This is a genomic window from Nocardia sp. NBC_00403 (genome assembly GCF_036046055.1).
GTDB lineage: Bacteria > Actinomycetota > Actinomycetes > Mycobacteriales > Mycobacteriaceae > Nocardia.
In genome coordinates this window covers 7,126,178-7,151,091 of the sequence record NZ_CP107939.1, presented here as the reverse complement: position 1 = coordinate 7,151,091, position 24,914 = coordinate 7,126,178, and the positions used below count along the sequence as shown (strand labels likewise).

Genomic DNA, 24,914 nt, shown 5'->3' with positions numbered 1-24,914 from the left:
GCCCGACAGCTTTCAAAGATGAGTTGGCCTGCCTCCGAGTGCGGTCACGGTTTCGTGTTCCAGCACTTCGCTCGCTACCCGTTCACCCGAGCGAATAGCTCCGTCGACCCAACCGCACATGACGGCAGAGCTCTCGGTTCCGGCCCAGTGGACGCGGCCGCAAGGTTCGCGCAGGGCATGACCGAACTGTGTGAGTACACCTGTTGGTGCGTGACTGAGCATCCCGCCACCGGAATAGCGCTCGGCACTCCAGTTCTGCTCGATGTAGTCGACGGGGGAGCGGGCCGAGTCGCCGAACCGCTCGGCGAGGGCATCGAGGATCGCCGCCCTCCGCTCGGCCTCGTCGAGTTGTCCGATCTGCCGCGCGATAGGCCCCTCGGTGATGACGCACATGACCCCGGGTCGCCCGGTGTCCGTGCAGGCATCGATGGTGAGGGTTGCGGGCGATCCTGGTGCGGCCGACTGCCCCGACAACCCGTCGCGACGCCAGAACGGCTCGTCGTAGACGGCGGCAATCTTGTAGATCGCACCGCTCGGCATCCGCTGATGCAGGAACGATCGATCGACCGGCAGTATCGGTTCGTACCGGATCTGGCTTGCGATCGCCAAGGGAACTGCCACGATCACCCGGCGTGCGCGCACGGTCAACTTCTCGGAGCGCACCGTCACCCCGTCGGCATCCTGATGGATGTCCCGGACCGGCTGCGACAGGTGGATCGAGTCACCGATCTCGGCAGCCATCGGCCGGTAGATGGCACCCATGCCGCCGACGGGTCGAGCATCCTCGGCCGCGTCCTTGACTCCGAGGACGAAGCTCGGCCCACCCCCCGACGCCATCTGGTACAGCACGAAGAGCAACGACACCTCCGAGGCGGCCGAGGTGTAGCAGCCGGCGATGGCGGTCTCGAGCAGCTCATGGGCGGGCTTGGACAGAATATTGCTATCCAGCCAATGCGCCAGCGTGATCTGATCCCACTTGTCGGCATTCTTCGCTGTCCATGGAGCTTCGAGGGGAATCGACTTGCACATACGTCCCAGCTCGAGAAAAACCGCACCGAGGTTCAGCGCTGCCCAAGGGCTCATCGTCCACGGGATCGTGCCCGTATAGCGGTACTGCTTGCCATCGACCACCATCATGGCCTCACCGTCGGTGTACTGCTTGTAGCTCGGTACGCCGAACTCATTCATCAATGCATAGATCCGGTCCTGCCCCGGCCCTATCCAGGCGCCACCGCGATCGATCCAGGACCCGTCCTCGCGCACTTCGGTGAACGTGCGCCCGCCGAGTCGGTCCCTAGCTTCCAGCACCGCCACCGATCGACCCGCCTGTTTCAGCCGCAGGGCGGCCGTCAATCCCGCGAATCCCCCACCAACCACGCAATAGTCGACGTCTGTCATGGAGAGCCGTCCTCGTGTTGGAGTTCTGCGCCCGGCCGCTGTGCCGGGCGCACGACTGGCCGCACCCTCGACACAACGGGCGCGAAATCGCCTTCGATTCGGCCTACTCTCGAATCTGGCAATTCTATAGCAAAGCCGCAGTGCCACAAACCGTTAACCGAAGAGCGCATCACCGGGGTGCATCGCAAGGCGCACATCCGCTTCCTCATGATGCGGAGACATCCGGTATCCGCGCCCGGCTCGAGTCCCGTTGGTCGCCGGACGGAAATATGGGTGGCCATCCATCGCGAGCCACCGAGCGAGCAGCAACTCATCAGTTCTTGACATGCATCAATTACGCGCTGCCGTCGCAGAAAACGTCTACCGAGTCCACGCCGAACGGTCCAGACGATCTCAGTTCAGCATTGGAAGTTCCCGCGAGCATCCGCGTCCGCTCCTGCGCTACACGCCGGCATCGGTATCGCATAGGAGCGCCGATGCCGAGTGTCTCGCGATCGGGGCGATGTGCTCAGGCCTTCGCCAAGGCGGGCCATCCGACGATAACCACGAGTACGCGTCGAGACCGCTAAACTGCTGATCAACTAAGCAGTGCTGCGCGTCGCGAGTTCATCGGCGACGCCCTGCCTGCCCGTGTCGGGTTGCTGTCCCTGTCGCAGGGAGGTGTTGCCGTGTCTGTTCGTCGAGCCGTGCTGATGGCGGCGGTTCTGTGTGCGGTATCGGTGCTGGGTACGCCGCAGGTGCAGGCTCAGCCGGGCGGCGGCAGTGGGGGCTGTCAGCAGGGCAGCCTGATGAGTGGCCGATTGATCCCTGGCACTGGTAGCGCGGGGCGGAACATCTGGCGGGAGGCCACCCTGCGAGAGTGCGTCAGTTCGCTGCTCCCGGGTATCGGCGCCGGACAATTCAGTGTGACCATTCCGTGGAATGCGCCCGGTGCGACCAGCGCGGCCGAGTTCGCATGGTCGGATGGCAGCGTAAGCACGGCGACCGGGTACGGAAACGGGCTGTGGTTGATCACGAACGGTCCGGCAAGTGGTCATGGGATCCAGGTGGATGTCGACAACTGGATCGGGTGGTATTTCAGCTCCGCCGATGTCGCTGTCACCTCCGCGACTTTCGTATCCTGAAAATGCCCGCACGCCGGTCTATTTGGCCGGCGTGCTGATCCAGTGTGCGCGTTCGTGCCGGTGGCGCGCGATGAGCTCGGTACGTAGAACCGCACCTACGATTCGATCCCGCATCCTGACGGTGCGGGAGGCGTGCCGCTGATGGGGCCACGATGTCGCGCAGTCGATCACGCGCGGGCCCGCACCCGGGTTCAGCGCCGCGCGGGCAAGGACGACCCGACTGCACGGCGTACTCTCGCTCGAACTCGCCGGCCACTTCTCCGGAATGGAGTTCGACCCGGCCCTCCTGTTCGCTGACGAACTGAACACCCTTCTGGCGCGCTGACCACGACCAAGCAGCGGCCCGTAGCGGCTGTATCTGCGTGATCGCCACGAATTCGGTCGCGTACGCGAGTTGCCACGTCGCAATCTCATGGCGTCGACGAAATGCCTCGCTGTCCGGTCGCCATCGGCGCGTCGGCGGTGTCGGCTGGGCACGTGGGCTAACCCGTATCGGCGATGGCCCGAGCCGGGTCCGGATGGCCGTGGGCGCCCGGGGTGCGGGTCGAATTCGTCGAGGAAGCACTGGCTTTCACCGCAATGATTTGCCGATGGCGAACCTGCTGCTGAGGGTGATGGGCTTCTTCGCCGAGTTCGGGGAGCACTGATCCTGGAACACCGGCGCGTTTTGCTGCCAGATTGCGGTGTAGGTCCGGGGTAGCATGCCAAATATGACGCCATTCCGGGCGACAGACACTGGCGCCGAGCATCTGACCTGCTGGGTTTCGATGGTGGGGCAACGACTTCCGTGCCGCTCATCCGGTCCTGCCGAGCAGTTGCTCGCACACGCACTGAGTGGTTTTCTTGCGGTCGGGCGAGCCAGCCTGGCCTTGCTCACCACAACGCGCGGACCTGATTGCGTTCGTGAGCACGACCTGGTCTACGAAATTACCGCTGACGCCGAAATGTGGCTGACCGACGCCGCCGGTGAACGGACCGTCAATGTCATCACCGACCGTGGTGAGACGCTGTATGAATTCCTGACCCCGACCGACCTCGACGATCACGCCGCCACCGAGCTGCGACGAGCCGCTCACGCTACCGCGCTGCGGATCTACGGGTTGCTGACCGCCGTCGGAAACGACCCTGCCCATGACTCCGGGGTCCGTGACCTTGCCCATCACATGGCTGCCGGGGCCGATCTCATTGCCATGGTTTACCACGACAACGAGCCGCATCGACACCTGCTCAGCGAGCTCGAACAATGGGTAGGCGAAAATCTGCGCCTCGGTCCGACTCGATTTCAACGCGTCTGAACAATCCGGCCAGGCCCAGTCGGGGCTGCTCACCCGCCCTGCCCACCGATCCCTGGCGACAACCCGCGAACATCCAACTGTCAGCCTAGTTGTCGGCCACCGCAATATCGTCGTGCTTCCGGATCAGCGGTTCAAGTCTTTATCGCGGCAAAACCCGCCACTCGGTCCAAGATCGACTGTGCGGCAACACAATAGACTGATGGCTGACTTTCCGAACGGTAACTTCACCATCACCAAACATCGAGACCGGCCGTAGCGTGCGAGTGTCTCTCGGTAAGAGCGGTGTTCACCAAGACCATCAGCGGGACGACGTGAGCTGACCGCCCTTCAGCTCTCCGCCGCCTCGACTCGGCGTCGGAGCAGGCAGAATTCGTTCCCCTCCGGGTCGGCCAGCACGTGCCACGTTTCGGCACCGGTCTGGCCGATGTCGACCTTCCGCGCACCCGCGGCGAGCAGCCGCTCCAATTCCGCGTCCTGATCGCGGTCGGTGGGGTTCACGTCGATGTGCAGCGGCAGCTTCCCGCGCTTCGGCTCGGTGCCGCGGCTGAACACCAGTGTGGGCTGCGGGCCGCCGAAGCCGGTTCCGGGCGGGCCGATCTCCAGGGCGCCGTCCTCCCAGCCGAGTTCGACGTAGCCGAGGACTTCGCACCAGAAGTCCGCCAGCCGTTGTGGGTCGGCACAGTTGATGACGAGTTCGGTGATCCTGCAGGCCATCCATGCGACATTACGCGTGCGGGTTGTTCGGGATTGTTCCGAACAACGATTCTCCTTGTCAGCGCGGCGAAGCGGTCAATGATGTCGTCACGGACCGCGTGCTTGTAGAGGCAGCGCAGGGAGCTGACAACCGCGTAGGCCACGCCGTGGCCGCCGCGGTCGCCGCGGTCGCCGCGGCGGATTTCGCGTTCGGCGTCGGGGGTGTTGACCAACCACTCCAAGTCGGTGACGGCGGGTTCATCGATGCGTTCATCGGGCCAATGCTTGACGAGCTTGCGCCAGTACGAGCTGTAGGTGTCGCGGGTACCGGTGGGTTTCATCGCCTCGAACACCTTCATCGTGTACTCGGTGAAAGTCGGTGCCGGTGAGCGTGATTGCGGAGTCGCGACCAGGTCGGTGACGGTCACGTTGAACCGATCCAGGACCGCCTTCACTGCCGCGATATCAGCTTCCGACGCTGCGGGCGTCGATGTCACGGACACGTTCACGACACCACCTCGTCTTCGCATGCGCGCAGAGATGGCAATTGAATGGCTATCTCGTCGAGGGTGGTGGGCCCGAGGATGTCCAACACGGTGTGGGCGGTGTAGGAGCACTTGGTCGCCAACAGTCAGTCCGCGAGGGTGCGTGCTTGTAGCGGAAGCCGGATCCGCCGGGCCGCCCCGACGCGCCCCGCGCCGTTCTCGGCTCGGTGCAGCGTGATCCGAGCGTTACCGGCGTGCTGGCCCAACCGGTCCCCAGAGGCTCATCCGAGGACATCGAGGATCGCCCGACAGACGATTCGTCCCGGCGTGTCGAGGGTGTGCGCGCCGTAGACGAACCTCGGATCAGCCTTCGCCGGAGGTGGTTCCAGCGTCGGGATCGGCAGGGTTGAACGGTTCCGTGCGCGGGTGCGCTGGGGTGTTATTTGCCGCGGGACCAGCGGGTTCACGTCGCTTGCGCCCATGGACGCTACCCCGTTCGGGGTGTGTTGAAGTTGTTGCGCTGCTGTGGATACGGGCATCCGAAAGGTGTAGGCACACGCTAGGCGCAGCAATGCAGACGCACTCTTGCGTTCTTGCATCTGTAAGAGCATGATCCAGCTAGCCTAGTTGTGAACAACCGATCCGATGACCGGGATAACCGAATCGAGAGCCAATTATGTTGGTACAAAGCGCGTTGGTGTCGGGTGAATTCGGGGTACGGGGATGAGCGCGCCGACGGTAGGGGTGCTGCCGACTGCTCCGCAAATATTGTGTGCCTTCCAAGGCCGACGTTTCCAAGATCGTGAATTGCTGCGCTCTGCGCATGCGCTCGCGGAGTTGCACGCGCGACGCGGGCAAGTGCGCGATGCGCATCTGATATCAGAAATCGATTGTCGTCGAAGCGAACTCGTCGACGACATCAATGAATGGATCGCGCAGGAGATCCCGCAGCATCGCAACGGCGCAGCACTGCATACCGAGAGTCTGGGTGCGGTGGTCGACAGGATGGCTCGCAGCTGGGTGGATGCGAACCAGGCGATCGATGTCGACGGTGCGCGCAGCGACAGTACCCATAAACATTGGTACCACCTAGCCGAACTAGTTGACGGGTACACTGATCTCGTGACCGACGTGGCCGGGGGCCGCCGCCGTTTACCCGAGCAGTGAGCCGCGCGACCAACGGTCGCGTTCTTGCGACACAGCGAATTGGTGACACTGCCCCAACAGCGTCACTGACATAAAGGCGATGTCCCGGATGTCGATTCATCCGACCAGTGCGTCCATTCGGATGTTTATGTCGCCGGCAGTGACGGCGGGCGCAACGGGGCGCCCCGCCCGGCGTGCCGCGTGGTCGACTGGCGCGGCACGCCCGCTGTGGATCTGTGTTCGCTGCCGCCACTCTCGTTGCGGTGCTGCCTGTGCTCAAGCCGTCGCGGCGTGCCTCGCGGCTCGGCGCTGCCTGCGGCGAACGAGGTAGCGACGGATTCTACTGGCGAGCAAGACCACCAGAATCACGCCGATCAGCAGCAGGATGCCCGCGCAGACCGCGGCCGCGATCGGGTAGAAAATGGCGAGGGTGACGATGCCGGCGACGGTGGTGTCCTCGACCACGCTCATCACGATATTGCTCGCAGGCTCCGGCGAGGTATTGATCGCCATTCGCGTGCCCGCCTTGACCAAATGGCTTACCAGCGCGATGGTTCCACCCACCGCGCCCGCGGCTAGCTGGGGGAGCGAGCCGTCCTGGCCGGCCAGCAGCGCGGCAACGACGGCGCCCGATGCGGGCCGGACGATGGTGTGCAGCGCGTCCCAGAAGGAATCCAGGTACGGGATCTTGTCGGCCACGGCCTCGATGAGAAACAGGACAGCGGCGGCGATCAGCACATCGGTCCGCTGCAGCGCCTCCGGCACGTCGTCGGAGAGGCCGGTAGCGCCGAATATGCCCAACAGGAAGATCACGGCATAGGCATTGACCCCGCTCGCCCAGCCTGCGGTAAAGATCAGAGGAAGTGCTTCCACTTGGTCATCGTAGGGCGATTCGGGCTCGATGCCGCACAGCCTGGGCCGATGCCGCGTAGCTCGGGGTCAACACTGCGCGTTCGGGGTTCGATGCCGGACAAGTTCACCGCCGACCCGGAGGCCGAGCTCGATGGCGCGCAGTTCTGCTCGACACCGTGCCGATCTGGGCTCGACGCCGTACGGATCGGGAAGAACGCTGTGCGGCTCATGCTCAACGCAATGCGGCACGGCTCTTCAAGCGACCGAGGGCGACCAAGGCGACCAGCGTCACCAGCAGCAGCAGGCAGGTGCTGGCGGCTGCGTCGAATACCTCGCCGCGGTCGGTGAGCCCGAAGATGGTGACCGGCAATGTCTTCCAGGTTGCGGGGTAGACCATGATCGTCGCGCCCAGCTCGCCCATGGACAGGGCGACTGCCAGACCGGTTGCCGCGCCGAGGGCAGGGAGCAACAAGGGCAGCGTCACCAGCAATAGCACCCGCAACGGTCCCGCGCCGAGCGACTCCGCGGCCTGTCGGTAGGCGGGATCTAGGCGATCGAGCGCCGCGGTGACGGCACTGAAGGCGTAGGCGAGCACCAGCACCGAATGGGCCACGATGACAATCCATTTGGTGCCACCCAGCAGCAGCGGCCGCTCGTTGAACGCGATCAGCACCCCGAGACCGATGGCGACGGAGGGCACCGCGACCGGTAGATGGAACACCGCATCGGTGAACTTTCGCCACCAGTCGGGCGCCTCGCGCGCGGCGAGCGCCGCCCAGGTGCCCAGCACCAGGGCGAGTCCGCCCGCCAACAGAGCGGTCTGCAGGCTCACCGACAAGCTGGCCGCCTCCTGGCCGGACAAGGCCTGCCGGAAGTTCGACAGACCCGGATCCGAGGGCAGCGGACCGGTCCAGCTACCGGCCAGCGCCGCGGCGGCCACGGTGGCAATCGGGGCGAGGAACACCACGAGCACGATGAGTGCGAAGACTGTGAGCACCATGGCCCGTCCGCGTCGTGTCCACACCAGCATGGGTCAGCGCTCCTTTCTCGTGGGTCCGGTGACTCGGGCGAAGATCAACCGATAGCCGATGTACAGACTCAGCGACAGCAGCACCTGCACGGTGGCGAGCACCGCCGCGCCCGGCAGATCGAAGGTCACGATGCCGCGGGTGTAGATCAAGGCGGGCAGCGTTGTCACGCCCTTCGCGCCGGTGAACAGCACGATGCCGAACTCGTTGAGCGTCAGCAGAAGTACGAGACTGCCGCCCGCGGCCAGCGCCGGCCACGCTTCGGGCATGACCACCTGACGCAACACTCGCCATGGCGATGCACCGAGGCTGGCAGCGACGTCCAGTTGCTCGCGCGGCAGCTGGGCGAAACCGGCCAGCAGCGGTCGCACCACGAACGGTGTGAAGAAGGTGATTTCGGCGAGGATCACCCCGAGCGGGGTGCTCAGGAAGTCCAGCAGCGGTGTGGTGCGGCCGGTGATCTCGGTGGCAAGTGCGTTCACCGCGCCCGCCGTGCCGTACAGGAAGGTGAAGGCGAGCGTGATGAGGAATGACGGCATGGTCAAGATCGTGTCGATCAGACGGCCGGCCAGCGTGGAACCGGGGAAAGGGACGAACGCCAGCACGATCGCCAGAACAGTGCCGAGGGTCAGGCACCCGGCCGTCGAGAAGACCGCAATGGAAATGGTGCGCCACAACGCATCACGGAACGACTCCGAGCCGAGCACCCGCGACCAGACGGCCGTGCCGCGGCCTTCCGGGGTCACCGTGGATTCGGCGAGCACCCGCACGATCGGGTACACCGCGATGACCACGACCACCAGCAGCGGCGGCAGGCTCCAGAGCACCGGCCGCCAGGTGCGCCCCTGTGTAGGCGACGGTGCGGCGACGGTCTCGGCAGGGGATTCGAGTATCGCGGAGGCGCTCATGGTCGCCACCCGACGCCCGCGGTGACCCAGTTCATGGCGGCAGTCGTCGCGAGTCCGAGATCCGGTCCACCGCACCGTCGCGAGTCCGAGCTCGGTCCGGCCAGAGTCGGGGCACCGGCCGGGTCGGACGCGAGCGCGCCGACCGGCCGGTCCGGGAGCGCGCAGCCCCTCATACTTGCGCTCCCAGCACATCCGCAACGGAATCGGTTGCGGAACTGTCGAATTCGGATCCGAGTGTCGGTGGGATCAGCACGCCGGCCGGGTCCGGGAACCGGACGCCGAGCACCGCTCCAGCCTCGGTATCGAAGTGGCCGGGTACGTCGACGCTGATCTCGTCGGTGAGTCCGTCGATCGTCAGATGCACGTGCGTGACCGCGCCGCGCCAGACGCTGGAAACCACAGTGCCGCGCACGGCATTGCGCTCCGAAGTCGCGCCGATCTGCACGGTGTGCGGCCGAATGCACAGCAGTGCAGCCGAATCCACTGCCCAACCTGGGCGTCCGACACCCGGGTGCGGCGCATCGGCGCGTAGCGTGTGCGTGCCGACCGTGACTAGAGCCGAGGTGCCGGACACTCGATTGACGGTGCACGGCAACAGGTTTGCGCCGCCGAGGAAGCCGGCGGTGAACCCGGTGGGTGGGCGCTGCCATAGGTTTTCGGCGGTGTCGATATCGACAAGCCGCGCATCGCGCATCACCGCGATCCGATCCGCCAGCGCCAATGCTTCGGACTGATCATGGGTGACATACAGCATCGCCGTGTCCGGCAACGCCTTTCGCAACTCCTGGAGCTCGCCGAGCATCGACTGCCGCAGCTGGGCGTCGAGCGCGGCCAGTGGTTCGTCCAGCAGAAGTACCTTCGGTCGGATCGCAAGTGCCCGGGCGATCGCGACGCGCTGCTGCTGACCACCGGACAGCTCACGGGGCAGGCGCTCGGCGTAGGCGGTCATGCCGACCATGGCAAGTGCCTCGGCTACCCGCCCATCAATGTCTTTGCGCGGCACGCGATGTGACTTCAAGCCGAAAGCGACATTGCTGTGCACGCTCATATGCGGAAACAGTGCGTAGGACTGCACCACGACGCCGATCCCGCGCTTGGCGGGGGAAAGGTCGGTGACGTCGCGGCCGGACAGCCGTACCGCACCCGAGGTGGGCCGGACGAATCCGGCCAGTGCCTCGAGCGCGGTCGACTTGCCCGAGCCGCTGGGGCCGAGGAGCGCGACCGTCTCCCCGGCGGCGACGCGCAGTGTGAAATCGGTCAGTGCGACGGTGGTCTTGCGACCGCGGCCGTAGCTGACCCCGACCCGGTCGAACACGATGGCGGGTTCGACGCCGGTGGGCGCGGTGGCCGGCGCGGTTGCGATCGCGGTGGTGGTCACGGGGGACGATTTCGGGGGCGCGTCACCGTCGGACATGTTGCGGCTCCTCACTTCTGGCGAACTAGCTACCGGTGGCCTGCTGGTACGCGGCAACGTCGCCGTCCAGTTCTCGAAGCACCTTGTTCCAATCGACGTTTACGATCTCGACACCTTTGAGCGTCGCGGCTGCCGAGGGTCCGGTGCCGGTTGCGGGCGCGTCGCGCAGCTCGGTGCGAGCAGGCACCGCGAAGGCATCGGGCAGCGTCTTCTGCGCATCGGCCGACAGCAGGAACTCCATCAGCTTCTCGGCCGCCGGCTTGTGCGGGGCGCCCTTGGCCATGCCCATCACGTACGGCACGGCAACGGTGGAGCGCTTGCCGTCGGCAGCGGCGGGGAAGAAGAGGGTGAACTTGGAACCCTTGTCCTTGATGTTGGCCAGGTTCATCTGGACATCGCCATTGGCGACGACCAGCTCACCCTTGTCGACCTTGGCCTGCAGCTTGCCCGTGGAGGACGAGGGGCCGACATTGTTGGCTTGCAGCTTGCCGAGGTAGTCCAGCGCACCCTGCTTGCCGAGCAGGTTCTGCAGCAGGATCAGCACCGCGGTGCCGTCGCCGGCCTGACCGGGGGTCGAGTACTGCAGCTTGCCCTTGTACTCCGGCTTCAGCAGGTCGTCCCAGGTGATGTGGGTGGTGTCCACGGAGGGGTTGGCGATGAAGCTCGAGTAGTTGCCCGCGAGGGTGACGTACTTGCCTTCGGGGTCTTTGTCGGCGGCCGCGACCGCGGTGGTGTCGACACCGCTGTCCTGCAGCAGCCCGGCGCTTTTCGCCTTCTGAATGAATGGCGGCAGCGTGACGAGCACGTCGGCCTGCGGGTTGGACTGTTCCTTGTCCACCCGGTTGACGACTTCGCCGGAGCCCGCCTCGACCAGGTCGACCGAGATGCCGGTCTGCTTCTCGAATTCGGCGAACTGGGTGGTGTACCAGCTGCCGACGCCGTCGGCGGAGTACACGGTGACGGTCTTGCCGTCGCCGCTGTCGGTGCCGGTGCCACCGCATCCTGCGGTGAGTGCGACAGCAGAGACGGACGCGATGATCAGCGCGGTGCGGGAGATGGTGCGTGTCAGGCGGTCCTGTGTGTTCGAAGTACGCACGATTGCTGCAACTTTCGGTTCGTGTCGAGTGAGGTGTCGAAGGGGGCGGGTGGTTTCCTCGGCTCCGTCGGGGGTGACGGATCAGGTTCGGTCGGCGAGCACCAGCTCGGCGAACTCGGTGACCGACGCCACCACGTGGGTGGCGCCTGCGGCGCGTAGCTGGTCTTCGTCGTGCGCGCCGGTCAGGGTGCCCGCCACGATCCGGGCGCCGGCGGCGAGGCCGGTGCCGATATCGCTGGTCGTATCGCCGAGCACCGCAACCTGATCGACGGCGTCGACGCCGAGGCGCAGCAGTGCGGTGAGGACCATGTCGGGGTAGGGGCGTCCGCGCCCGGCATCGGACGGCGCCAGGCTCAGATCGGCAATGTCGTTCCAGCCGAGGGCATTCAGTAGCCGGTCCTGGGTGCTGCGGCTGAAGCCCGTAGTGAGCGCGACCTTCACACCCCCAGCGCGCAGCGCGCGGATCGCCTCGGCCGCACCGGGAATCGGCGTGATGTCGGCCTCGTCGATCAGTGCCTCGTAGGCGGCCTCGAAGGCGCGGTTGCCCTGCTCGGCGCGGTCTTCGTCGCCGAGCAGGGCGCGAAACACCGCGATCTTCGACTGACCCATGGTGTCGAGTACGTACTTGCGCGCTGTGTCTCGTTCGGGGCCTTCGGTTTCGATGCCCGCGGCGGTGGCGGCGATGTCGAAGGCGCGCAGCACCAGGCCGCCGTCGGCGACAGTGGTGCCTGCCATGTCGAGCACGGCCAGTCGGATGTTCTTGTCCGGCACAGCGTTCCTCACAAATTGAGTAGGTCGGCGGTTTCCTCGCCGAGGACGGGGCCGAGGGTCATGCCGCGGCCGCCGGGGCCGGTGATCACCCAGATGTGCTCGTCGGCCTCGGCTCGGGTGACGATGGCGGTGGGGTCGATGCTCTGGCTGTAGACACCGGCCCAGCGCCGAACCACCTGCGGCAGTTTGCGTCCGAGCATTTCCTCGGCGATGGCGGTGAGGTGTTCGTAGGGCGCCTCGTCCACGTCGAAGGCGAAAGGCTCCTCGTATTCATGGGTGTCGCCGATGGTGAGGCCGCCGTGCAGACGCTGCACGCACAGCAGTTGCATCTTGTGCTCGGCGGCGGTGGCGGTCTGGGACTGCTCCCGGTTCAGTGCGTCGGTCTCGGCGCCCGCGAATCCCGGGTAGTACCTGAAGCTGTCGCCGTCGGCGATGGCGGTGGTGAGCGGCTCGCCCAGCGGCGCGGTCTGCATCATCTGCAGCCGGACGCGGCGGACCGGGATGGTCCCGACCAGTTCGCGGGTCAGGCCGGAGTGTGCCGCGCCGGGGCAGTCGAGCACCAGATCGGCGTCGTGGTTGCGGCCTTGGTCGTCGATTACGGTGGCGCCGGAACCGGTGTCGGTGACCGACCTGGCCTCGGTGCCCGGGTAGAAGGTGTAGCGGCCCGAGGCCGCCATATGCGCGCGCAGCGCGGGCAGCGTCTGGCGCGACTCCACTGCGGCGTCGGTCGAACAATGCAGTCCCGCAAGGAATTTGCCGCGCAGGGCGGGGTTGATCGCGCGCACCTGCTCCGGCTCGAGCAATTCGAAGCCGCGGACCTGCGCGCTCGGGTCTGCGGCGGCGGCCTCGGCGACGGCGAGTTCCGCGGGTGTGCGCACCAGCGTGATCGATCCCGCGGGGCGGAACCCGACGCCGGGGACCCGGCCGCCGATCTCCTCCCACAGCTGCCGGGACCGCAGGGTGAGATCGAGCTCCGTGGCCGAGCGCCCGGAGACCCACACCAGACCGAAGTTTCGTACCGTGGCGCCGCGGGCTTCGGGCTCCCGCTCCACCTGCACGACCTCGTGCCCACGGCCGATCGCGGCCAGGGCGTGTGCGGTGCCGAGGATTCCGCCTCCGATGATGACCAATCGCATGGACACATAGTGAGCATTGGTCTAGACCGATGGGTGTTTCTTGCGCAAACGCTAGGTTAATAATTGGTATAGACCAATCATGGGTACGCTGTCGGTATGGACGGAGTGGACGTGGCGGGGGTCGACGCCCCAGCGGCGGTGACGGCCGGCAGCGATGAAAGGTACGGCGGGCGCATTGATTCTGCGCAGCCGAGTCGATTGCCCAAGTCGTATCTGGTGCGCACGGAACTCGAAGAAATTCTGAGTGGCATGTCCGAGGGCGACCCGGTCCCTTCCGAACGTGACCTGGCCGTCCGGTTCGAGGTCGCCCGCGAAACCGTCCGGCAAGCGCTGCGAGATCTATTGGTGGAAGGCAGGATTCGGCGCCAGGGCCGGGGCACCGTGGTGTCGCGGCCGAAGATGGTGCAGCCGTTGTCGTTGCGTTCCTATACCGAAGGCGCGATCAGCTTCGGTCGGGTGCCCGGTCGACTGCTGGTCAATTGGGAGGATGTGCCCGCCGACGCCGACACCGCCGACGTGCTCGGGCTCGCGCTCGGCACTCCGGTGATGCACCTCGAGCGAGTGCTGCTCGCCGATGGTGAGCGCATCGGATTGGAGAGCACTTTCCTGCCGCTCGCCCGCTTCCGTGCTTTGTACGACACCTATGACCCCACCACGTCGCTGTACGCGGCCGTGCGTGCGTCGGGTGTCGAGTTGGGCAGGGCGACCGAACGTATCGAGACGGTTCTCGCCTCCCCGCGCGAAGCCGCTCTGCTCGAATGCACCACGGCCCTACCGCTTTTGCTGCTGAACCGCCGCAGTGTCGACGGGAAGGGAGAGCCGATCGAGCGAGTCCGGTCGCTGTATCGCGGCGACCGGATCGCTTTCGAAGCCCAGCTCTCCAAGTAGGCAGCGGCCGCGGGAGACCGAACGCCGCGCCCTGCGATGCTGGTCGCCTGGCGTGGTGTGCGGCTTCCCGCCTATCAGCGGACCTGCGGTGCCACCTTCTCGCCGAGGAGTTGGATGTTGTGCAGCACCTTCTCGTGCGGCAGTGTGCCGACGCTGGTGTGCAGCATGAACCGATCCAGTCCAAGGGTGTCGCGAATATCGGCGACCTTGGCCGCCACGTAGTCCGGCGTGCCGACGAACAGTGAACCGCTTTGTGAGCGCAGACCGTCGAACTGGGCCCTTGTCATCGGACCCCAGCCGCGTTCGCGACCGATGGTGCTCATCGCGAGTGCATACGGCTCGTAGAAATCCGCGACGGCTTGCTCATCGGTGTCGGCGATGTAGCCGTGCGCGTGCACCGCCACCGGTTGCTTATCGTGTCCGCCTTCTTCGAGAGCGCGGTGGTAGAGATCGACCAGCGGCTTGAACCGTGCGGGCTCGCCGCCGATGATCGCGATCGCCAACGGCAGTCCGAGCAGCCCGGCTCGGATGACCGACTCAGGACTGCCGCCCACGGCAATCCACACCGGCAACGGCCGGTTTTCGGTGCGCGGATACGCGACCGCGCCCCGCAGTGGAGCCCGGAACTTGCCCGCCCAGTTCACCGGCTGGTCCTCGCGAAGATTCAGCAGCAGTGCCAACTTCTCCTCGAAGAGCTCGTTGTAGTCGGCGAGGTCGTAACCGAACAGCGGGAACGACTCCGTGAACGAGCCGCGGCCGGCCATCAGCTCGGCGCGGCCCTTGGATAGCCCGTCCAGCGTTGCGAAATCCTGGTACACGCGTACCGGATCTGCTGAACTCAGCACAGTGACCGCGCTGGTCAGTTGAATCCGCTCGGTCCGCGCCGCAATCGCCGCCAGTACCACGGCAGGCGACGACGCCGCGAAGTCCTTGCGGTGATGCTCGCCGACGCCATAGACGTCCAGTCCTGCTGCCTCGGTCGCCATTGCCTCCTCGACCACCTCGCGCAGCCGTTCCCCGGCGCTCGGCGCGGGGCGATCGCCGACCGCGTACAACTCGGCAAACGTCGTAAGTCCCAATTCCACGGCTGGAGTCCCGTCCTCGAGTAGTGTCGATGTCAACCAATGCGGTAAACGGACTACGGTCCGGCGATATTCCGTCTGGGTCGACGGAACGGTCGAGGTGCTCGGCCGGTGGACGTCAGGGGGTGGGGCAACGGTGGTGCAGATAGTCTTGGTCCATGTCAGTGCGCACCCGTCAGCCGCTTGTTCCCGGGACCCTCTCGCCGACTCGGGAAGTTCCGCGCTCGATCGAGCGTCCGGAGTACGCGTGGAAGAAGACCGTCAACGAGGGCCACGAGCCCTGGGTGCAGACGGCCGAAACCATCGAAAAAATGCGGATCGCGGGGAAGATCGCGGCCCAGGCGCTGGAAGAGGCGGGCAAGGCGGTCGCGCCCGGCGTCACGACCGACGAACTGGACCGGATCGCACACGAGTACATGTGTGATCACGGGGCCTATCCATCGACCCTCGGTTACAAGGGATTTCCGAAGTCGTGCTGCACCTCGCTCAATGAGGTGATCTGCCACGGGATTCCGGACTCGACCGTGATCGAGGATGGTGACATCGTGAATATCGACGTCACCGCCTACATCGATGGGGTGCACGGCGATACCAACAAGACCTTCCTCGCGGGCGATGTGGACGAGGAGGTTCGGCTGTTGGTCGAGCGGACCGAGGAAGCGACCGCGCGGGCCATCAAGGCTGTTCGGCCCGGTCGTGCCCTGAATGTGATCGGCAGGGTGATCGAGTCCTACGCCAACCGCTTCGGCTACGGCGTGGTCCGGGACTTCACCGGTCACGGCGTCGGCCCCACCTTCCACAGCGGCCTGGTCATCCTGCACTACGACCAGCCTGCCGTCGACTCCATCATCGAGCCGGGCATGACCTTCACCATCGAGCCGATGATCAACCTCGGCGGCATCGACTACGAGATCTGGGACGACAAATGGACCGTGGTCACCAAGGACCGTAAGTGGACCGCGCAGTTCGAGCACACCCTGGTGGTCACGGACACGGGCGCTGAAATCCTGACCCTGCCGTGACAGATGGCTGCGTTGGGCCGACGCGGGTGTGGGTACACCCGGGCGGCGCGGTAGCGGCGTGAAAGGCGCACTGCTCGTCGCGGGCACCACCTCGGATGCGGGCAAAAGCGTTGTGGTGGCGGGGCTTTGCCGAATGCTGGCGCGCCGCGGCGTGCGCGTCGCGCCGTTCAAGGCGCAGAACATGTCCAACAACTCCGTCGTCACACTCGACGGCGGGGAGATCGGGCGGGCACAGGCGCTACAGGCGCAGGCGTGCGGGCTGGAACCGAGCGTGCGATTCAATCCGGTGCTGCTCAAGCCGGGCAGCGACCGCCGTTCTCAGCTGGTGGTGCGCGGACAAGCGGTCGGCACGGTGGGAGCGCGCGATTACTTCCGGCACCGACAGGATTTGCGGGAGGTCGTTGCGGCCGAACTCGCCTCTCTGCGTGCGGAATTCGACGTGGTGATCTGCGAGGGGGCGGGTTCGCCCGCGGAGATCAACCTGCGGGCCACCGATCTGGCGAACATGGGACTGGCTCAGGCAGCTCGGCTGCCGGTGCTCGTGGTCGGCGACATCGATCGCGGCGGGGTGCTCGCCCACCTCTTCGGAACCGTCGCAGTGCTCGATCCCGAAGATCAGCAACTGATTTCGGGCTTCGTGATCAATAAATTCCGCGGCGATGTCGAATTGCTGCGGCCCGGACTCGAACGGCTCTCCGAACTCACCGGCCGTCCCACACTGGGCGTGATCCCCTTCGCCGACGATCTCTGGATCGACGCCGAGGACTCACTCGGCACCGTCGCCGATGCACCGGTCGGCCGTCCCCGCCCGCCCGTCGGCGCCGAGTGGCTGACCGTTGCCGCCATCAGGCTGCCGCGCATCTCCAACTCCACCGATGTCGAGGCCCTCGCTTGTGAGCCGGGAGTCGCGGTGCGCTGGGTGAGCGAGCCGTCCAGGCTGTCGGAGGTCGACCTCGTGGTGCTGCCCGGCAGCAAGGCGACGGTCGATGACCTGGCCTGGTTGCGCCGCACCGGGCTCGCCGACGCGTTGACGGCTCGCGCGGCTGCGGGCAAACCGATCCTCGGCATCTGCGGCGGCTATCAGATGCTCGGCCGCCGGATCGCCGACACCGTCGAATCCGGTGCGGGCGTCGTCGAGGGCCTCGGACTGCTCGATCTCGATATCGAATTCGCCGACCCGAAGGTACTACGCCGGGCCTCCGGACGCAGCCTGCTGTCGGAGCGAATTCCCTTGCAGGGCTATGAAATTCATCACGGACGGGTGCGTCGCAGCACCGATCCCGCCTGGCTCGAGCTGGCCGGCGTACCCGAGGGCAGCGTCCGCGGCGCGGTGTGGGGCACCCACCTGCACGGTCTGCTGGAATCGGACGGGTTCCGTCGAATGTGGCTGCGGCAGATCGCCGCCGCGGCCGAACGACCGGATTTCCTTGTCGCCGAGGATGTTTCGGTTGCTGCGATTCGCTGCGCCCAACTCGATCTGCTCGCCGATCTGGTCGAAGAGCACCTCGACTTCCCACAGCTGGAACGCCTGATCGTCGACGGTGCGCCCGGCGGTCTTCCTGTCCTCACCTCCGCGATGACGCCGAGCTCCGCAGGTCGCTGAGCTGGGTGAACCCCTGAATACATGGCCGGAGAAATAGTGGTGAACCCCACGTCTGACTCGCAGGTGAGGTTCGACACGCGGCTCTGTTCAACCGGGCCGTGTACCGTACTCCGGCATGAAATCTCGGCGGATCACGGTCGGTGACCGGGCTTGGACCGTGCGGGTCGACGGGCCCGAATCTCGGCACAGCGTGTTGCTGCTGCCCGACGCGGGTGATCCGGTCGACGTGTACGACCAGGTCTGTGCTCGACTGCACAATTCGGACCTGCGCACCATCGCGGTGGAATCGATAGCGGACCTGGACACCGCCGGTGTACACGGCATTCTCGACGAGCTCGGCGTGCCGTGGGTGAATGTCGCCGGGCGTGGGTCGGGCGCGGAACTGGCCTGGCAGCTGTGTGCGGGCGGTTTCGGCCGGTTTATCAGCCTGGTGGTCGCCGATCGCGGCCACCCCGCGGTACCCGCCGCGGATGGGACCGTGCTGGACGCAGCGTGCCGGCCGGTCGAGCTCGCTGTCACCGTGCTGGTGACCAAGAACATGCCGCGTGTGGTCGCGGATACGTCCGGACGCTACGTCTACGGCGAATTCCGGGTGGTGGAGATCGACGTCGACAATGTGGCGACCGAAGCCGACCACGAGCTGGCCACCGAGATCGTGTTACGCACCAGCCTCTGGTGACGCGGACTTGCGCAGGTAGATCGCCAGCCAGTCCAGCCAGTTGTCGAGCTCGGTGAACGCCTTCGCCAGCGGCTCGGCAGAGGACAGGAAGACGTCATGCCGTGCGCCATCGATCGGGACGATGTTGGTGCGATCACCGAGGCAGCCGGACCAGCGCTGGATCTGCCTGACATCGAGCACCGCGTCCGCCACGTCGACCGCGGGCCCGTACTTGCGTGCGAACTTGGTGATCCGGGAACGCAGGATCAACGCGGGCACCCCGATTGCGAGACCGGCCTGCAGCTGGGCATGACCATTGCGGATAGCCCGCAACCAGCCGAAGCGGACCGGGAAGCCGCTCAGCGGCTTCCAATCGAGGTTGTAGTCCCATTCGCCCGCGACACTGTGGTGCAGGCTGTCGCCGTAGGAGCTGATCTTCCCGCCGGGTAGCTCGATCATCGACCGGAACTTGCCGAGCGCCTTGATCACGGGTGTGCCGATGGTCCGGTAGTACGAGGGGCCCTGCAGGTCGAACCACGGGCTGTTGAGCACCAAACCGGTGATACCGGATGCGACGGTGCCCTTGGCCCGATTCAGCCGGTCCAGCCACAGCGGCACGATCAGCCCACCGGTGGAGTGCGCGACGAGCAGCACCTCGCCACCGGTCTCCTCGCGCACGATGCGCAGCGACTCGTTGAGCTCGGCGTCGTAGAGCGCAAGATCGGTGACGTAGTGCGGTGTCTGCCCATCGCGGAGCGAGCGTCCGCACTTGCGCAGGTCCAGGGCATAGAACTGGTGCCCGCGCCCGGCGAAGTGCTCGGCGAGATGCTGCTGGAAGAAGTAGTCGGTGAAGCCGTGCACATACAGCACCGCGAGCTCGGTGGCCGCGGCGCCGGAATCCGGGGTGTATTTGACCAATGTGGCCACCGCGTCACCCTCGCCGTCGGGATCGGGGCCGAACGCCAGGGTCCGCTGCTCGTAGCCCGCGCCGAGAACGTCCGGTTGCCACTTCGCGCCCATCGTGATGTCCGACACGCCTAGCGAGGTTTCGTTCGTCACGACAACCAATCTAGGCGACGTGTGCGTCGGATTGAAGTTCCAGCGTCGCCGAGGGCAGGGGAGGAATCTATGTCACATTCGGCAGGTTCGTTGCCGGTGATCGAACCGGTGAGGTGCACAATTGGCAATAGGTGAACGGCGGGTAACCTACTCACCGCCGAGTCACGCCAGGCTCGTAAAACTCCATATAGCGCCCGTGCCAAGGCTAACCACCAAGAGGGTGGCAGCCGCAGAAGTGACAAGGAAGTCGATCTACCCGTGCCGAACGCTGCCATGACTGAAAAGACCGATGTGGTACTCATCGGTGCCGGCATCATGAGTGCCACCCTCGGCGCGCTGCTTCGTCAGCTGCAGCCGGATTGGTCGATCTCCCTGTTCGAACGGCTCGACGCCGTTGCGGCGGAGAGCAGCGACCCGTGGAACAACGCGGGCACCGGCCACTCGGCGCTGTGTGAGTTGAACTACAGCCCGCAGAAGCCGGACGGCTCTGTCGATGTCTCCAAGGCGATCGACATCAACGAGCGCTTCCAGGTCTCACGGCAGTTCTGGGCCTACGGTGTGGAAAACGGCCTGCTCAGCGATCCGTCGGGCTTCATCAACCCCATCCCGCATGTCAGCTTCGTGCACGGCGCCGACGACGTCCAGTACCTGCGCAAGCGCTACGAGGCGCTGTCGCGCCACCCGCTGTTCGAGGGCATGGAGTACATCGACAGCCCCGAGGAATTCAGCCGACGACTGCCGCTGATGGCCAAGGGCCGCGATTTCTCCGACCCGGTCGCGCTGAACTGGAGCGATGCCGGCACCGATATCGACTTCGGTTCGCTCACCAAGGAATTGCTCGCCTACCTCGGCAAGTCCGGCGCGGACCTGGCCTTCGGCCACGAGGTGCGCAACCTGACCAAGCAGTCCGACGGCACCTGGCTGGTGCGGGTGCGCAATCTGCGTACCCGCGAAACCCGCACGCTCATCAGCAAATTCGTTTTCGTTGGGGCAGGCGGTGGCGCGCTGCCGCTGCTGCAGAAGGCGGGCATCAAGGAGATCGCGGGCTTCGGTGGATTCCCGGTGAGCGGCCAGTTCTTCCGCTGCACCAACCCTGAGCTGATCGGCCAGCACGAAGCCAAGGTGTACGGCAAGGCCGCCGTCGGCGCGCCGCCGATGTCGGTGCCGCACTTGGATACTCGCGTCATCGGCGGACAGCCGGGCCTGTTGTTCGGACCGTACGCGGGCTGGACGCCGAAGTTCCTCAAGGACGGCAAGCTGACCGACCTGTTCAAGTCGGTGCGTCCGGGCAACCTGTTCTCGATGCTCGGCGTCGGCGTCACCGAATTGGGCTTGGTCAAGTACCTGGTCAGTGAGCTGCTGAAGTCCGAGGCGGGCAAGGTGTACACGCTGCAGGAGTTCGTCCCGCGGGCCGACGGCCACGACTGGGAACTGATCACCGCGGGTCAGCGCGTGCAGATCATCCGTCGCAAGGGTGCGGGCGGCGTGCTCGAGCTCGGCACCGCCGTGATCGCGGCGGAGGACGGCTCCATCGCCGGTCTGCTCGGCGCATCGCCCGGCGCGTCGACCTGTGTGAGCGCCATGGTCGATGTGCTGGAGCGCTGCTTCCCGCGCGAGTACGCGGACTGGATGCCGAAGCTGAAGGAAATGGTCCCCTCGCTGGGCGTGAAGCTCTCGGAGAACCAGGCTCTGTACCGCGAAGTGTGGGACTGGACCGCCAAGACGTTGAACCTCACGGGCGTGTCGGACAACACGCCGAAGTACGAGAGGGTCGCGCCGACGGCGTAGGTGTGGTACCAAAACGCGATGATGTCAACGGTTGCACTCAAACGGTCATGGGCGCAGGATCTCGACACCGCCACCCTTTATCAGCTGTTGAAACTTCGCGTGGAAGTCTTTGTGGTCGAGCAGAAGTGCGCCTATCCGGAACTGGACGGCCTGGATCTGTTGCCGGAGACCCGACACTTCTGGCTCGACGACGAGGGTGAGGTCATCTCGACGCTGCGATTGCTCGAAGAGCACGAAAACGGCGTGAAGTCCTTCCGCATCGGCCGCCTGTGCACCGCGGTCCCCGCCCGCGGCCATGGCTACACCACCAGGCTGGTCCAAGCCGCCCTGGCCGAAGCCGGCTCCGCCACCGTACGCCTGAGCGCCCAGACCTACCTGGTCGACATGTACACCAAGTTCGGTTTCAAGCCCGACGGCGAAGAGTTCGACGACGACGGCATTATGCACACCCCCATGCGCAGGGGCTGAGTTTTTTTGGCAGCGCCTGCGGCGCTGCGTGTTCGCGGCCCCCTTGGTCTCGCTTCCGAGCCGTCGAGACTCGCGACTTCGTCGCATGCGCTTCGACGGCTCGGAAGCGAGACGGGCCGCGAACTCTAGTGCTCGGTCTCGCTGTGCTCGGAAGGTGTCATCGCGCCGAGTGGGGGCGTTGGTAGTCGAGCTTGCGACTTCGGTGATGCGCTTCGGCTGTTGCGGAGGTGGGACGGGCCGCGAGCTCTAGTGCTCGGTCTCGCTGTGCTCGGAAGGTGTCATCGTGCCGAGTGGGGGCGTTGGTAGTTGAGCTTGCGACTTCGGTGATGCGCTTCGGCTGTTGCGGAGGTGGGACGGGCCGCGAGCTCTAGTGCTCGGTCTCGCTGTGCTCGGAAGGTGTCATCGTGCCGAGTGGGGGCGTTGGTAGTTGAGCTTGCGACTTCGGTGATGCGCTTCGGCTGTTGCGGAGGTGGGACGGGCCGCGAACTTTAGTGCTCGGTCTCGCTGTGCTCGGAAGGTGTCATCGTGCCGAGTGGGGGCGTTGGTAGTCGAGCTTGCGACTTCGGTGATGCGCTTCGGCTGTTGCGGAGGTGGGACGGGCCGCGAACTTTAGTGCTCGGTCTCGCTGTGCTCGGAAGGTGTCATCGCGCCGAGTGGGGGCGTTGGTAGTTGAGCTTGCGACTTCGGTGATGCGCTTCGGCTGTTGCGGAGGTGGGACGGGCCGCGAGCTCTAGTGCTGGGTCTTGCTGCGCGCGGGTGCTGGGGCTTGCCGCGGTGGGTGGCGGTAGGTCGCGGCTGGTGGAGGGTGCTGGGGATCGGCTGGTGTGGCGCGAATAGAGTTGGGGCGTGTCCTTGTCCCATACGGAAACTGCACCGCATGCCCATTCGCTGAGTGGTTCGCGTCCTGGCGCGGATGGTGAGGCGGGGTTCCCGTTCTCGGCGGTGGTGGGGCAGGAGCGGTTGCAGCTGGCGTTGATTCTGTGTGCGGTGCATCCCGGGATCGGTGGGGTGCTGGTGCGCGGGGAGAAGGGCACCGCGAAATCGACAGTGGTGCGTGCGCTTGCGCAGCTGCTACCGCCGGTGGTCGATGAGACGGGGGCGCGGCCGGCTCGGCTCGTGGAACTGCCGGTCGGCGCTACCGAGGACCGAGTGGTCGGTTCGCTGGATCTGGAGCGGGTGCTGCGGGACGGGGAACAGGCGTTCCGGCCGGGCCTGCTGGCGGCTGCCCATCACGGCGTGCTCTACGTCGACGAGGTGAACCTGCTGCACGACCATCTGGTGGATGTGCTGCTCGATGCGGCGGCGATGGGGCGGGTGCATATCGAGCGCGACGGTGTTTCGCATTCGCACCCGGCGCGGTTCGTACTCGTGGGAACGATGAATCCGGAGGAAGGTGAGCTGCGTCCGCAGCTGCTGGACCGGTTCGGGCTGACCGTCGATGTCGCCGCATCACGGGAGGTGGATGTGCGGATGGCCGTGGTACGCCGCAGGCTGGATTACGAGGCGGACCCGGCCGGGTTCGCGGCGAGTTACGCGGCCGCCGACCGGGATATCGCCGAACGGATTCTCACTGCCCGCGATCGCGTCGCAGGCGTAGCGCTCGACAATGTGGAGTTGCGCCGAATCGCCGCACTGTGTGCGTCTTTCGATGTGGATGGGATGCGCGCGGACTTGGTGGTGGCCAGGACCGCCACGGCGCACGCGGCTTGGCGCGGCGCCGACACCGTGGGCGAAGAAGACGTGCGTGTTGCCGCCGAGCTGGCACTGCCGCACCGGCGACGGCGCGATCCGTTCGACGAGCCGGGCATCAGCGAAGAACAGCTCGACGACGCGATGCGCGACGCGGGCGAGGAAGCGGCGCGCGCCGAGCAGCCGGGTAGCGAAAGCGCTACGGAGCAAGAAGAATTCGGGACCGACCGGGCACAGGATCAGCCTTCGCCGGATCCGAGTCGCGCGGACGATTTCGGTCCGGACAGCGAGGGACCGGATTCCCCGGACGACGGACCCGACGGCGGCCCGGATTCCCCGGACCGCGGACCCGGCGGCGGGCAGTCGCCCGCGGCTCGCGAAGGCCGAACCGGTGCTCCCGCTGCGTCGGTCGTGGCTCCGCCGCGCTGGGAAGTCCCCGGCGTCGGCGAGGGTGCGGCGGGCCGCCGCTCCCGTGCGCAGACCAGGCAGGGCCGCACCGTCCGCTCCAGTACGGACACTTCCGCCGGACTACATCTGCTCGGCACCGTCTTCGCGGCCGCCCCGCACCAGCACGCCCGCGGCCGCTGCGACGGTCCGCTGATGCTGTCGGCCGAGGATCTGCGCGGTGCGTATCGCGAAGGGCGCGAAGGCAATCTGGTCATCTTCGTGGTCGACGCCTCGGGATCGATGGCGGCAAGGGACCGGCTTTCCGCGGTCACCGGCGCTGTCGTCGCCCTACTGCGCGATGCCTACCAGCGCCGCGACAAGGTCGCCGTGATCACCGTGCGCGGACAGGAAGCCGAACTCGTGCTGCCGCCGACCTCCTCGGTCGATATCGCGGTCCGCCGCCTGTCCGGCATGCGTACCGGCGGCAAAACCCCGCTCGCCGCGGGCCTGTTGAAGGCCCGCGAGGTGGTGCACCGCGAACGAGTCCGTGACCCTCGCCGTCGCCCCATGCTCGTGCTCCTCACCGACGGTCGCGCCACCGGCGGTGCCGATCCGGTGCCCCGTGCTCGTGCCGCGGCCGCGATGCTGGCCCACGAAACGGTGACCTCGATCGTTGTCGACTGCGAACGCGGCATGATCCGCCTCGGCCTCGCCGCCGACCTGGCCCGCAGCCTGCGCGCCGGCTACCTGCGACTCGGCGAGCTGACCGGTGAATCGGTAGCTGACATAGTCCGCGCAGGCTCGGGTCGTTTCGGCGCGCACCCGGCAATGCGAGCCGCTTGATCGTGGCGGCACAACTGCCTGTCGTCGATAGCCGACGCCGCCTGCGCCGGCCGTCGAGGCGGGCGTACCGCGCCGCGAGTT

The 24,914-nt window shown here is 66.2% G+C and carries 22 protein-coding genes; 11 read left to right on the top strand and 11 right to left on the bottom strand.

Features of this window, described 5'->3' with window-relative positions:
* Nucleotides 1-12: 12 nt before the first annotated feature.
* On the bottom strand, nucleotides 13-1,398 hold the full coding sequence (locus OHQ90_RS32095; RefSeq protein WP_328413249.1) for a flavin monoamine oxidase family protein: 1,386 nt from the start codon (nucleotides 1,396-1,398) through the stop codon (nucleotides 13-15).
* Nucleotides 1,399-2,066: 668 nt separating this feature from the next.
* Between OHQ90_RS32095 and OHQ90_RS32090 the strand changes: the two genes are divergently transcribed.
* From OHQ90_RS32090 to OHQ90_RS32080, 3 genes are all read left to right on the top strand, one after another.
* The gene (locus OHQ90_RS32090) at nucleotides 2,067-2,522 is read left to right on the top strand and encodes a hypothetical protein (RefSeq protein ID WP_328403894.1); all 456 of its coding nucleotides are present in this window, start codon (nucleotides 2,067-2,069) and stop codon (nucleotides 2,520-2,522) included.
* Nucleotides 2,523-2,688: 166 nt separating this feature from the next.
* Complete coding sequence (locus OHQ90_RS32085; protein WP_328413247.1) at nucleotides 2,689-2,847, top strand: WHG domain-containing protein; 159 nt, start codon at nucleotides 2,689-2,691, stop codon at nucleotides 2,845-2,847.
* Nucleotides 2,848-3,232: 385 nt separating this feature from the next.
* Nucleotides 3,233-3,817, top strand: coding sequence for a hypothetical protein (locus OHQ90_RS32080; RefSeq protein WP_328403893.1), 585 nt, complete (start codon nucleotides 3,233-3,235; stop codon nucleotides 3,815-3,817).
* A gap of 327 nt (nucleotides 3,818-4,144) precedes the next feature.
* Here OHQ90_RS32080 and OHQ90_RS32075 read toward each other — a convergent pair whose 3' ends face one another.
* Nucleotides 4,145-4,531 (bottom strand): VOC family protein, encoded by a 387-nt coding sequence (locus tag OHQ90_RS32075; RefSeq protein WP_328403891.1) that lies wholly within the window; start codon nucleotides 4,529-4,531, stop codon nucleotides 4,145-4,147.
* A gap of 1,271 nt (nucleotides 4,532-5,802) precedes the next feature.
* Between OHQ90_RS32075 and OHQ90_RS32070 the strand changes: the two genes are divergently transcribed.
* Nucleotides 5,803-6,162: a DUF4254 domain-containing protein gene (locus OHQ90_RS32070; protein ID WP_328413245.1), complete on the top strand. Its 360-nt coding sequence runs from the start codon at nucleotides 5,803-5,805 to the stop codon at nucleotides 6,160-6,162.
* Between the two features lie 255 nt (nucleotides 6,163-6,417).
* Here the strand turns inward: OHQ90_RS32070 and OHQ90_RS32065 are convergent, their stop codons facing one another.
* The 7 genes from OHQ90_RS32065 to OHQ90_RS32035 form a co-directional block, all read right to left on the bottom strand.
* Complete coding sequence (locus tag OHQ90_RS32065) at nucleotides 6,418-7,014, bottom strand: DUF4126 domain-containing protein (RefSeq protein ID WP_328403889.1); 597 nt, start codon at nucleotides 7,012-7,014, stop codon at nucleotides 6,418-6,420.
* 211 nt (nucleotides 7,015-7,225) lie between these two features.
* A complete protein-coding gene (locus OHQ90_RS32060) occupies nucleotides 7,226-8,023 on the bottom strand; it encodes an ABC transporter permease subunit (RefSeq protein ID WP_328403887.1) in 798 nt (265 codons plus the stop codon).
* A gap of 3 nt (nucleotides 8,024-8,026) precedes the next feature.
* Entirely contained in the window at nucleotides 8,027-8,929 is a 903-nt protein-coding gene (locus OHQ90_RS32055; RefSeq protein WP_328403885.1) for a 2-aminoethylphosphonate ABC transporter permease subunit, read from the bottom strand.
* A 169-nt stretch (nucleotides 8,930-9,098) separates the two neighbouring features.
* Nucleotides 9,099-10,343, bottom strand: coding sequence for an ABC transporter ATP-binding protein (locus tag OHQ90_RS32050; protein WP_328403883.1), 1,245 nt, complete (start codon nucleotides 10,341-10,343; stop codon nucleotides 9,099-9,101).
* Between the two features lie 25 nt (nucleotides 10,344-10,368).
* On the bottom strand, nucleotides 10,369-11,439 hold the full coding sequence (locus OHQ90_RS32045; RefSeq protein WP_328403881.1) for a 2-aminoethylphosphonate ABC transporter substrate-binding protein: 1,071 nt from the start codon (nucleotides 11,437-11,439) through the stop codon (nucleotides 10,369-10,371).
* An 81-nt stretch (nucleotides 11,440-11,520) separates the two neighbouring features.
* Nucleotides 11,521-12,210: a phosphonatase-like hydrolase gene (locus tag OHQ90_RS32040; protein ID WP_328413244.1), complete on the bottom strand. Its 690-nt coding sequence runs from the start codon at nucleotides 12,208-12,210 to the stop codon at nucleotides 11,521-11,523.
* Between the two features lie 8 nt (nucleotides 12,211-12,218).
* Nucleotides 12,219-13,346 carry a TIGR03364 family FAD-dependent oxidoreductase gene (locus tag OHQ90_RS32035; protein WP_328403879.1) on the bottom strand — a complete coding sequence of 376 codons (1,128 nt, stop codon included), beginning with the start codon at nucleotides 13,344-13,346 and terminating at the stop codon, nucleotides 12,219-12,221.
* A gap of 249 nt (nucleotides 13,347-13,595) precedes the next feature.
* On the opposite strand from OHQ90_RS32035, the gene OHQ90_RS32030 reads away from it, so the two are divergent.
* Nucleotides 13,596-14,234, top strand: coding sequence for a GntR family transcriptional regulator (locus tag OHQ90_RS32030; RefSeq protein ID WP_328413242.1), 639 nt, complete (start codon nucleotides 13,596-13,598; stop codon nucleotides 14,232-14,234).
* Nucleotides 14,235-14,308: 74 nt separating this feature from the next.
* Here OHQ90_RS32030 and OHQ90_RS32025 read toward each other — a convergent pair whose 3' ends face one another.
* Nucleotides 14,309-15,319 (bottom strand): LLM class flavin-dependent oxidoreductase, encoded by a 1,011-nt coding sequence (locus tag OHQ90_RS32025; protein WP_328403877.1) that lies wholly within the window; start codon nucleotides 15,317-15,319, stop codon nucleotides 14,309-14,311.
* Nucleotides 15,320-15,474: 155 nt separating this feature from the next.
* Between OHQ90_RS32025 and map the strand changes: the two genes are divergently transcribed.
* From map to OHQ90_RS32010, 3 genes are all read left to right on the top strand, one after another.
* The gene (gene map / locus OHQ90_RS32020; protein WP_328403875.1) at nucleotides 15,475-16,338 is read left to right on the top strand and encodes a type I methionyl aminopeptidase; all 864 of its coding nucleotides are present in this window, start codon (nucleotides 15,475-15,477) and stop codon (nucleotides 16,336-16,338) included.
* A 58-nt stretch (nucleotides 16,339-16,396) separates the two neighbouring features.
* Entirely contained in the window at nucleotides 16,397-17,941 is a 1,545-nt protein-coding gene (locus OHQ90_RS32015; protein WP_328403873.1) for a cobyric acid synthase, read from the top strand.
* A 115-nt stretch (nucleotides 17,942-18,056) separates the two neighbouring features.
* Complete coding sequence (locus tag OHQ90_RS32010; protein ID WP_328403871.1) at nucleotides 18,057-18,620, top strand: alpha/beta hydrolase; 564 nt, start codon at nucleotides 18,057-18,059, stop codon at nucleotides 18,618-18,620.
* Here OHQ90_RS32010 and OHQ90_RS32005 read toward each other — a convergent pair.
* A complete protein-coding gene (locus OHQ90_RS32005; protein WP_328413241.1) occupies nucleotides 18,600-19,619 on the bottom strand; it encodes an alpha/beta hydrolase in 1,020 nt (339 codons plus the stop codon). The two genes, OHQ90_RS32010 and OHQ90_RS32005, sit on opposite strands and share 21 nt — an antisense overlap.
* A gap of 312 nt (nucleotides 19,620-19,931) precedes the next feature.
* Between OHQ90_RS32005 and mqo the strand changes: the two genes are divergently transcribed.
* The 3 genes from mqo (at nucleotide 19,932) to OHQ90_RS31990 (ending at nucleotide 24,833) form a co-directional block, all read left to right on the top strand.
* The gene (mqo, locus tag OHQ90_RS32000) at nucleotides 19,932-21,446 is read left to right on the top strand and encodes a malate dehydrogenase (quinone) (protein ID WP_328403869.1); all 1,515 of its coding nucleotides are present in this window, start codon (nucleotides 19,932-19,934) and stop codon (nucleotides 21,444-21,446) included.
* 18 nt (nucleotides 21,447-21,464) lie between these two features.
* A complete protein-coding gene (locus OHQ90_RS31995; protein ID WP_328403867.1) occupies nucleotides 21,465-21,914 on the top strand; it encodes a GNAT family N-acetyltransferase in 450 nt (149 codons plus the stop codon).
* A gap of 888 nt (nucleotides 21,915-22,802) precedes the next feature.
* Nucleotides 22,803-24,833 carry a magnesium chelatase subunit D family protein gene (locus tag OHQ90_RS31990; protein WP_328413239.1) on the top strand — a complete coding sequence of 677 codons (2,031 nt, stop codon included), beginning with the start codon at nucleotides 22,803-22,805 and terminating at the stop codon, nucleotides 24,831-24,833.
* Nucleotides 24,834-24,914: the final 81 nt, after the last annotated feature.

What these genes read in the sequence shown, in the direction of transcription:
- OHQ90_RS32095 (WP_328413249.1), bottom strand. Translation starts at nt 1,398, where the DNA reads ATGACAGACGTCGACTATTGCGTGGTTGGTGGGGGATTCGCGGGATTG.
- OHQ90_RS32080 (WP_328403893.1), top strand. Translation starts at nt 3,233, where the DNA reads ATGACGCCATTCCGGGCGACAGACACTGGCGCCGAGCATCTGACCTGC.
- OHQ90_RS32075 (WP_328403891.1), bottom strand. Translation starts at nt 4,531, where the DNA reads ATGGCCTGCAGGATCACCGAACTCGTCATCAACTGTGCCGACCCACAA.
- OHQ90_RS32060 (WP_328403887.1), bottom strand. Translation starts at nt 8,023, where the DNA reads ATGCTGGTGTGGACACGACGCGGACGGGCCATGGTGCTCACAGTCTTC.
- OHQ90_RS32055 (WP_328403885.1), bottom strand. Translation starts at nt 8,929, where the DNA reads ATGAGCGCCTCCGCGATACTCGAATCCCCTGCCGAGACCGTCGCCGCA.
- OHQ90_RS32050 (WP_328403883.1), bottom strand. Translation starts at nt 10,343, where the DNA reads ATGTCCGACGGTGACGCGCCCCCGAAATCGTCCCCCGTGACCACCACC.
- OHQ90_RS32035 (WP_328403879.1), bottom strand. Translation starts at nt 13,346, where the DNA reads ATGCGATTGGTCATCATCGGAGGCGGAATCCTCGGCACCGCACACGCC.
- OHQ90_RS32030 (WP_328413242.1), top strand. Translation starts at nt 13,596, where the DNA reads ATGTCCGAGGGCGACCCGGTCCCTTCCGAACGTGACCTGGCCGTCCGG.
- map (WP_328403875.1), top strand. Translation starts at nt 15,475, where the DNA reads ATGTCAGTGCGCACCCGTCAGCCGCTTGTTCCCGGGACCCTCTCGCCG.
- OHQ90_RS32010 (WP_328403871.1), top strand. Translation starts at nt 18,057, where the DNA reads ATGAAATCTCGGCGGATCACGGTCGGTGACCGGGCTTGGACCGTGCGG.
- OHQ90_RS32005 (WP_328413241.1), bottom strand. Translation starts at nt 19,619, where the DNA reads ATGGGCGCGAAGTGGCAACCGGACGTTCTCGGCGCGGGCTACGAGCAG.
- mqo (WP_328403869.1), top strand. Translation starts at nt 19,932, where the DNA reads ATGACTGAAAAGACCGATGTGGTACTCATCGGTGCCGGCATCATGAGT.
- OHQ90_RS31995 (WP_328403867.1), top strand. Translation starts at nt 21,465, where the DNA reads ATGATGTCAACGGTTGCACTCAAACGGTCATGGGCGCAGGATCTCGAC.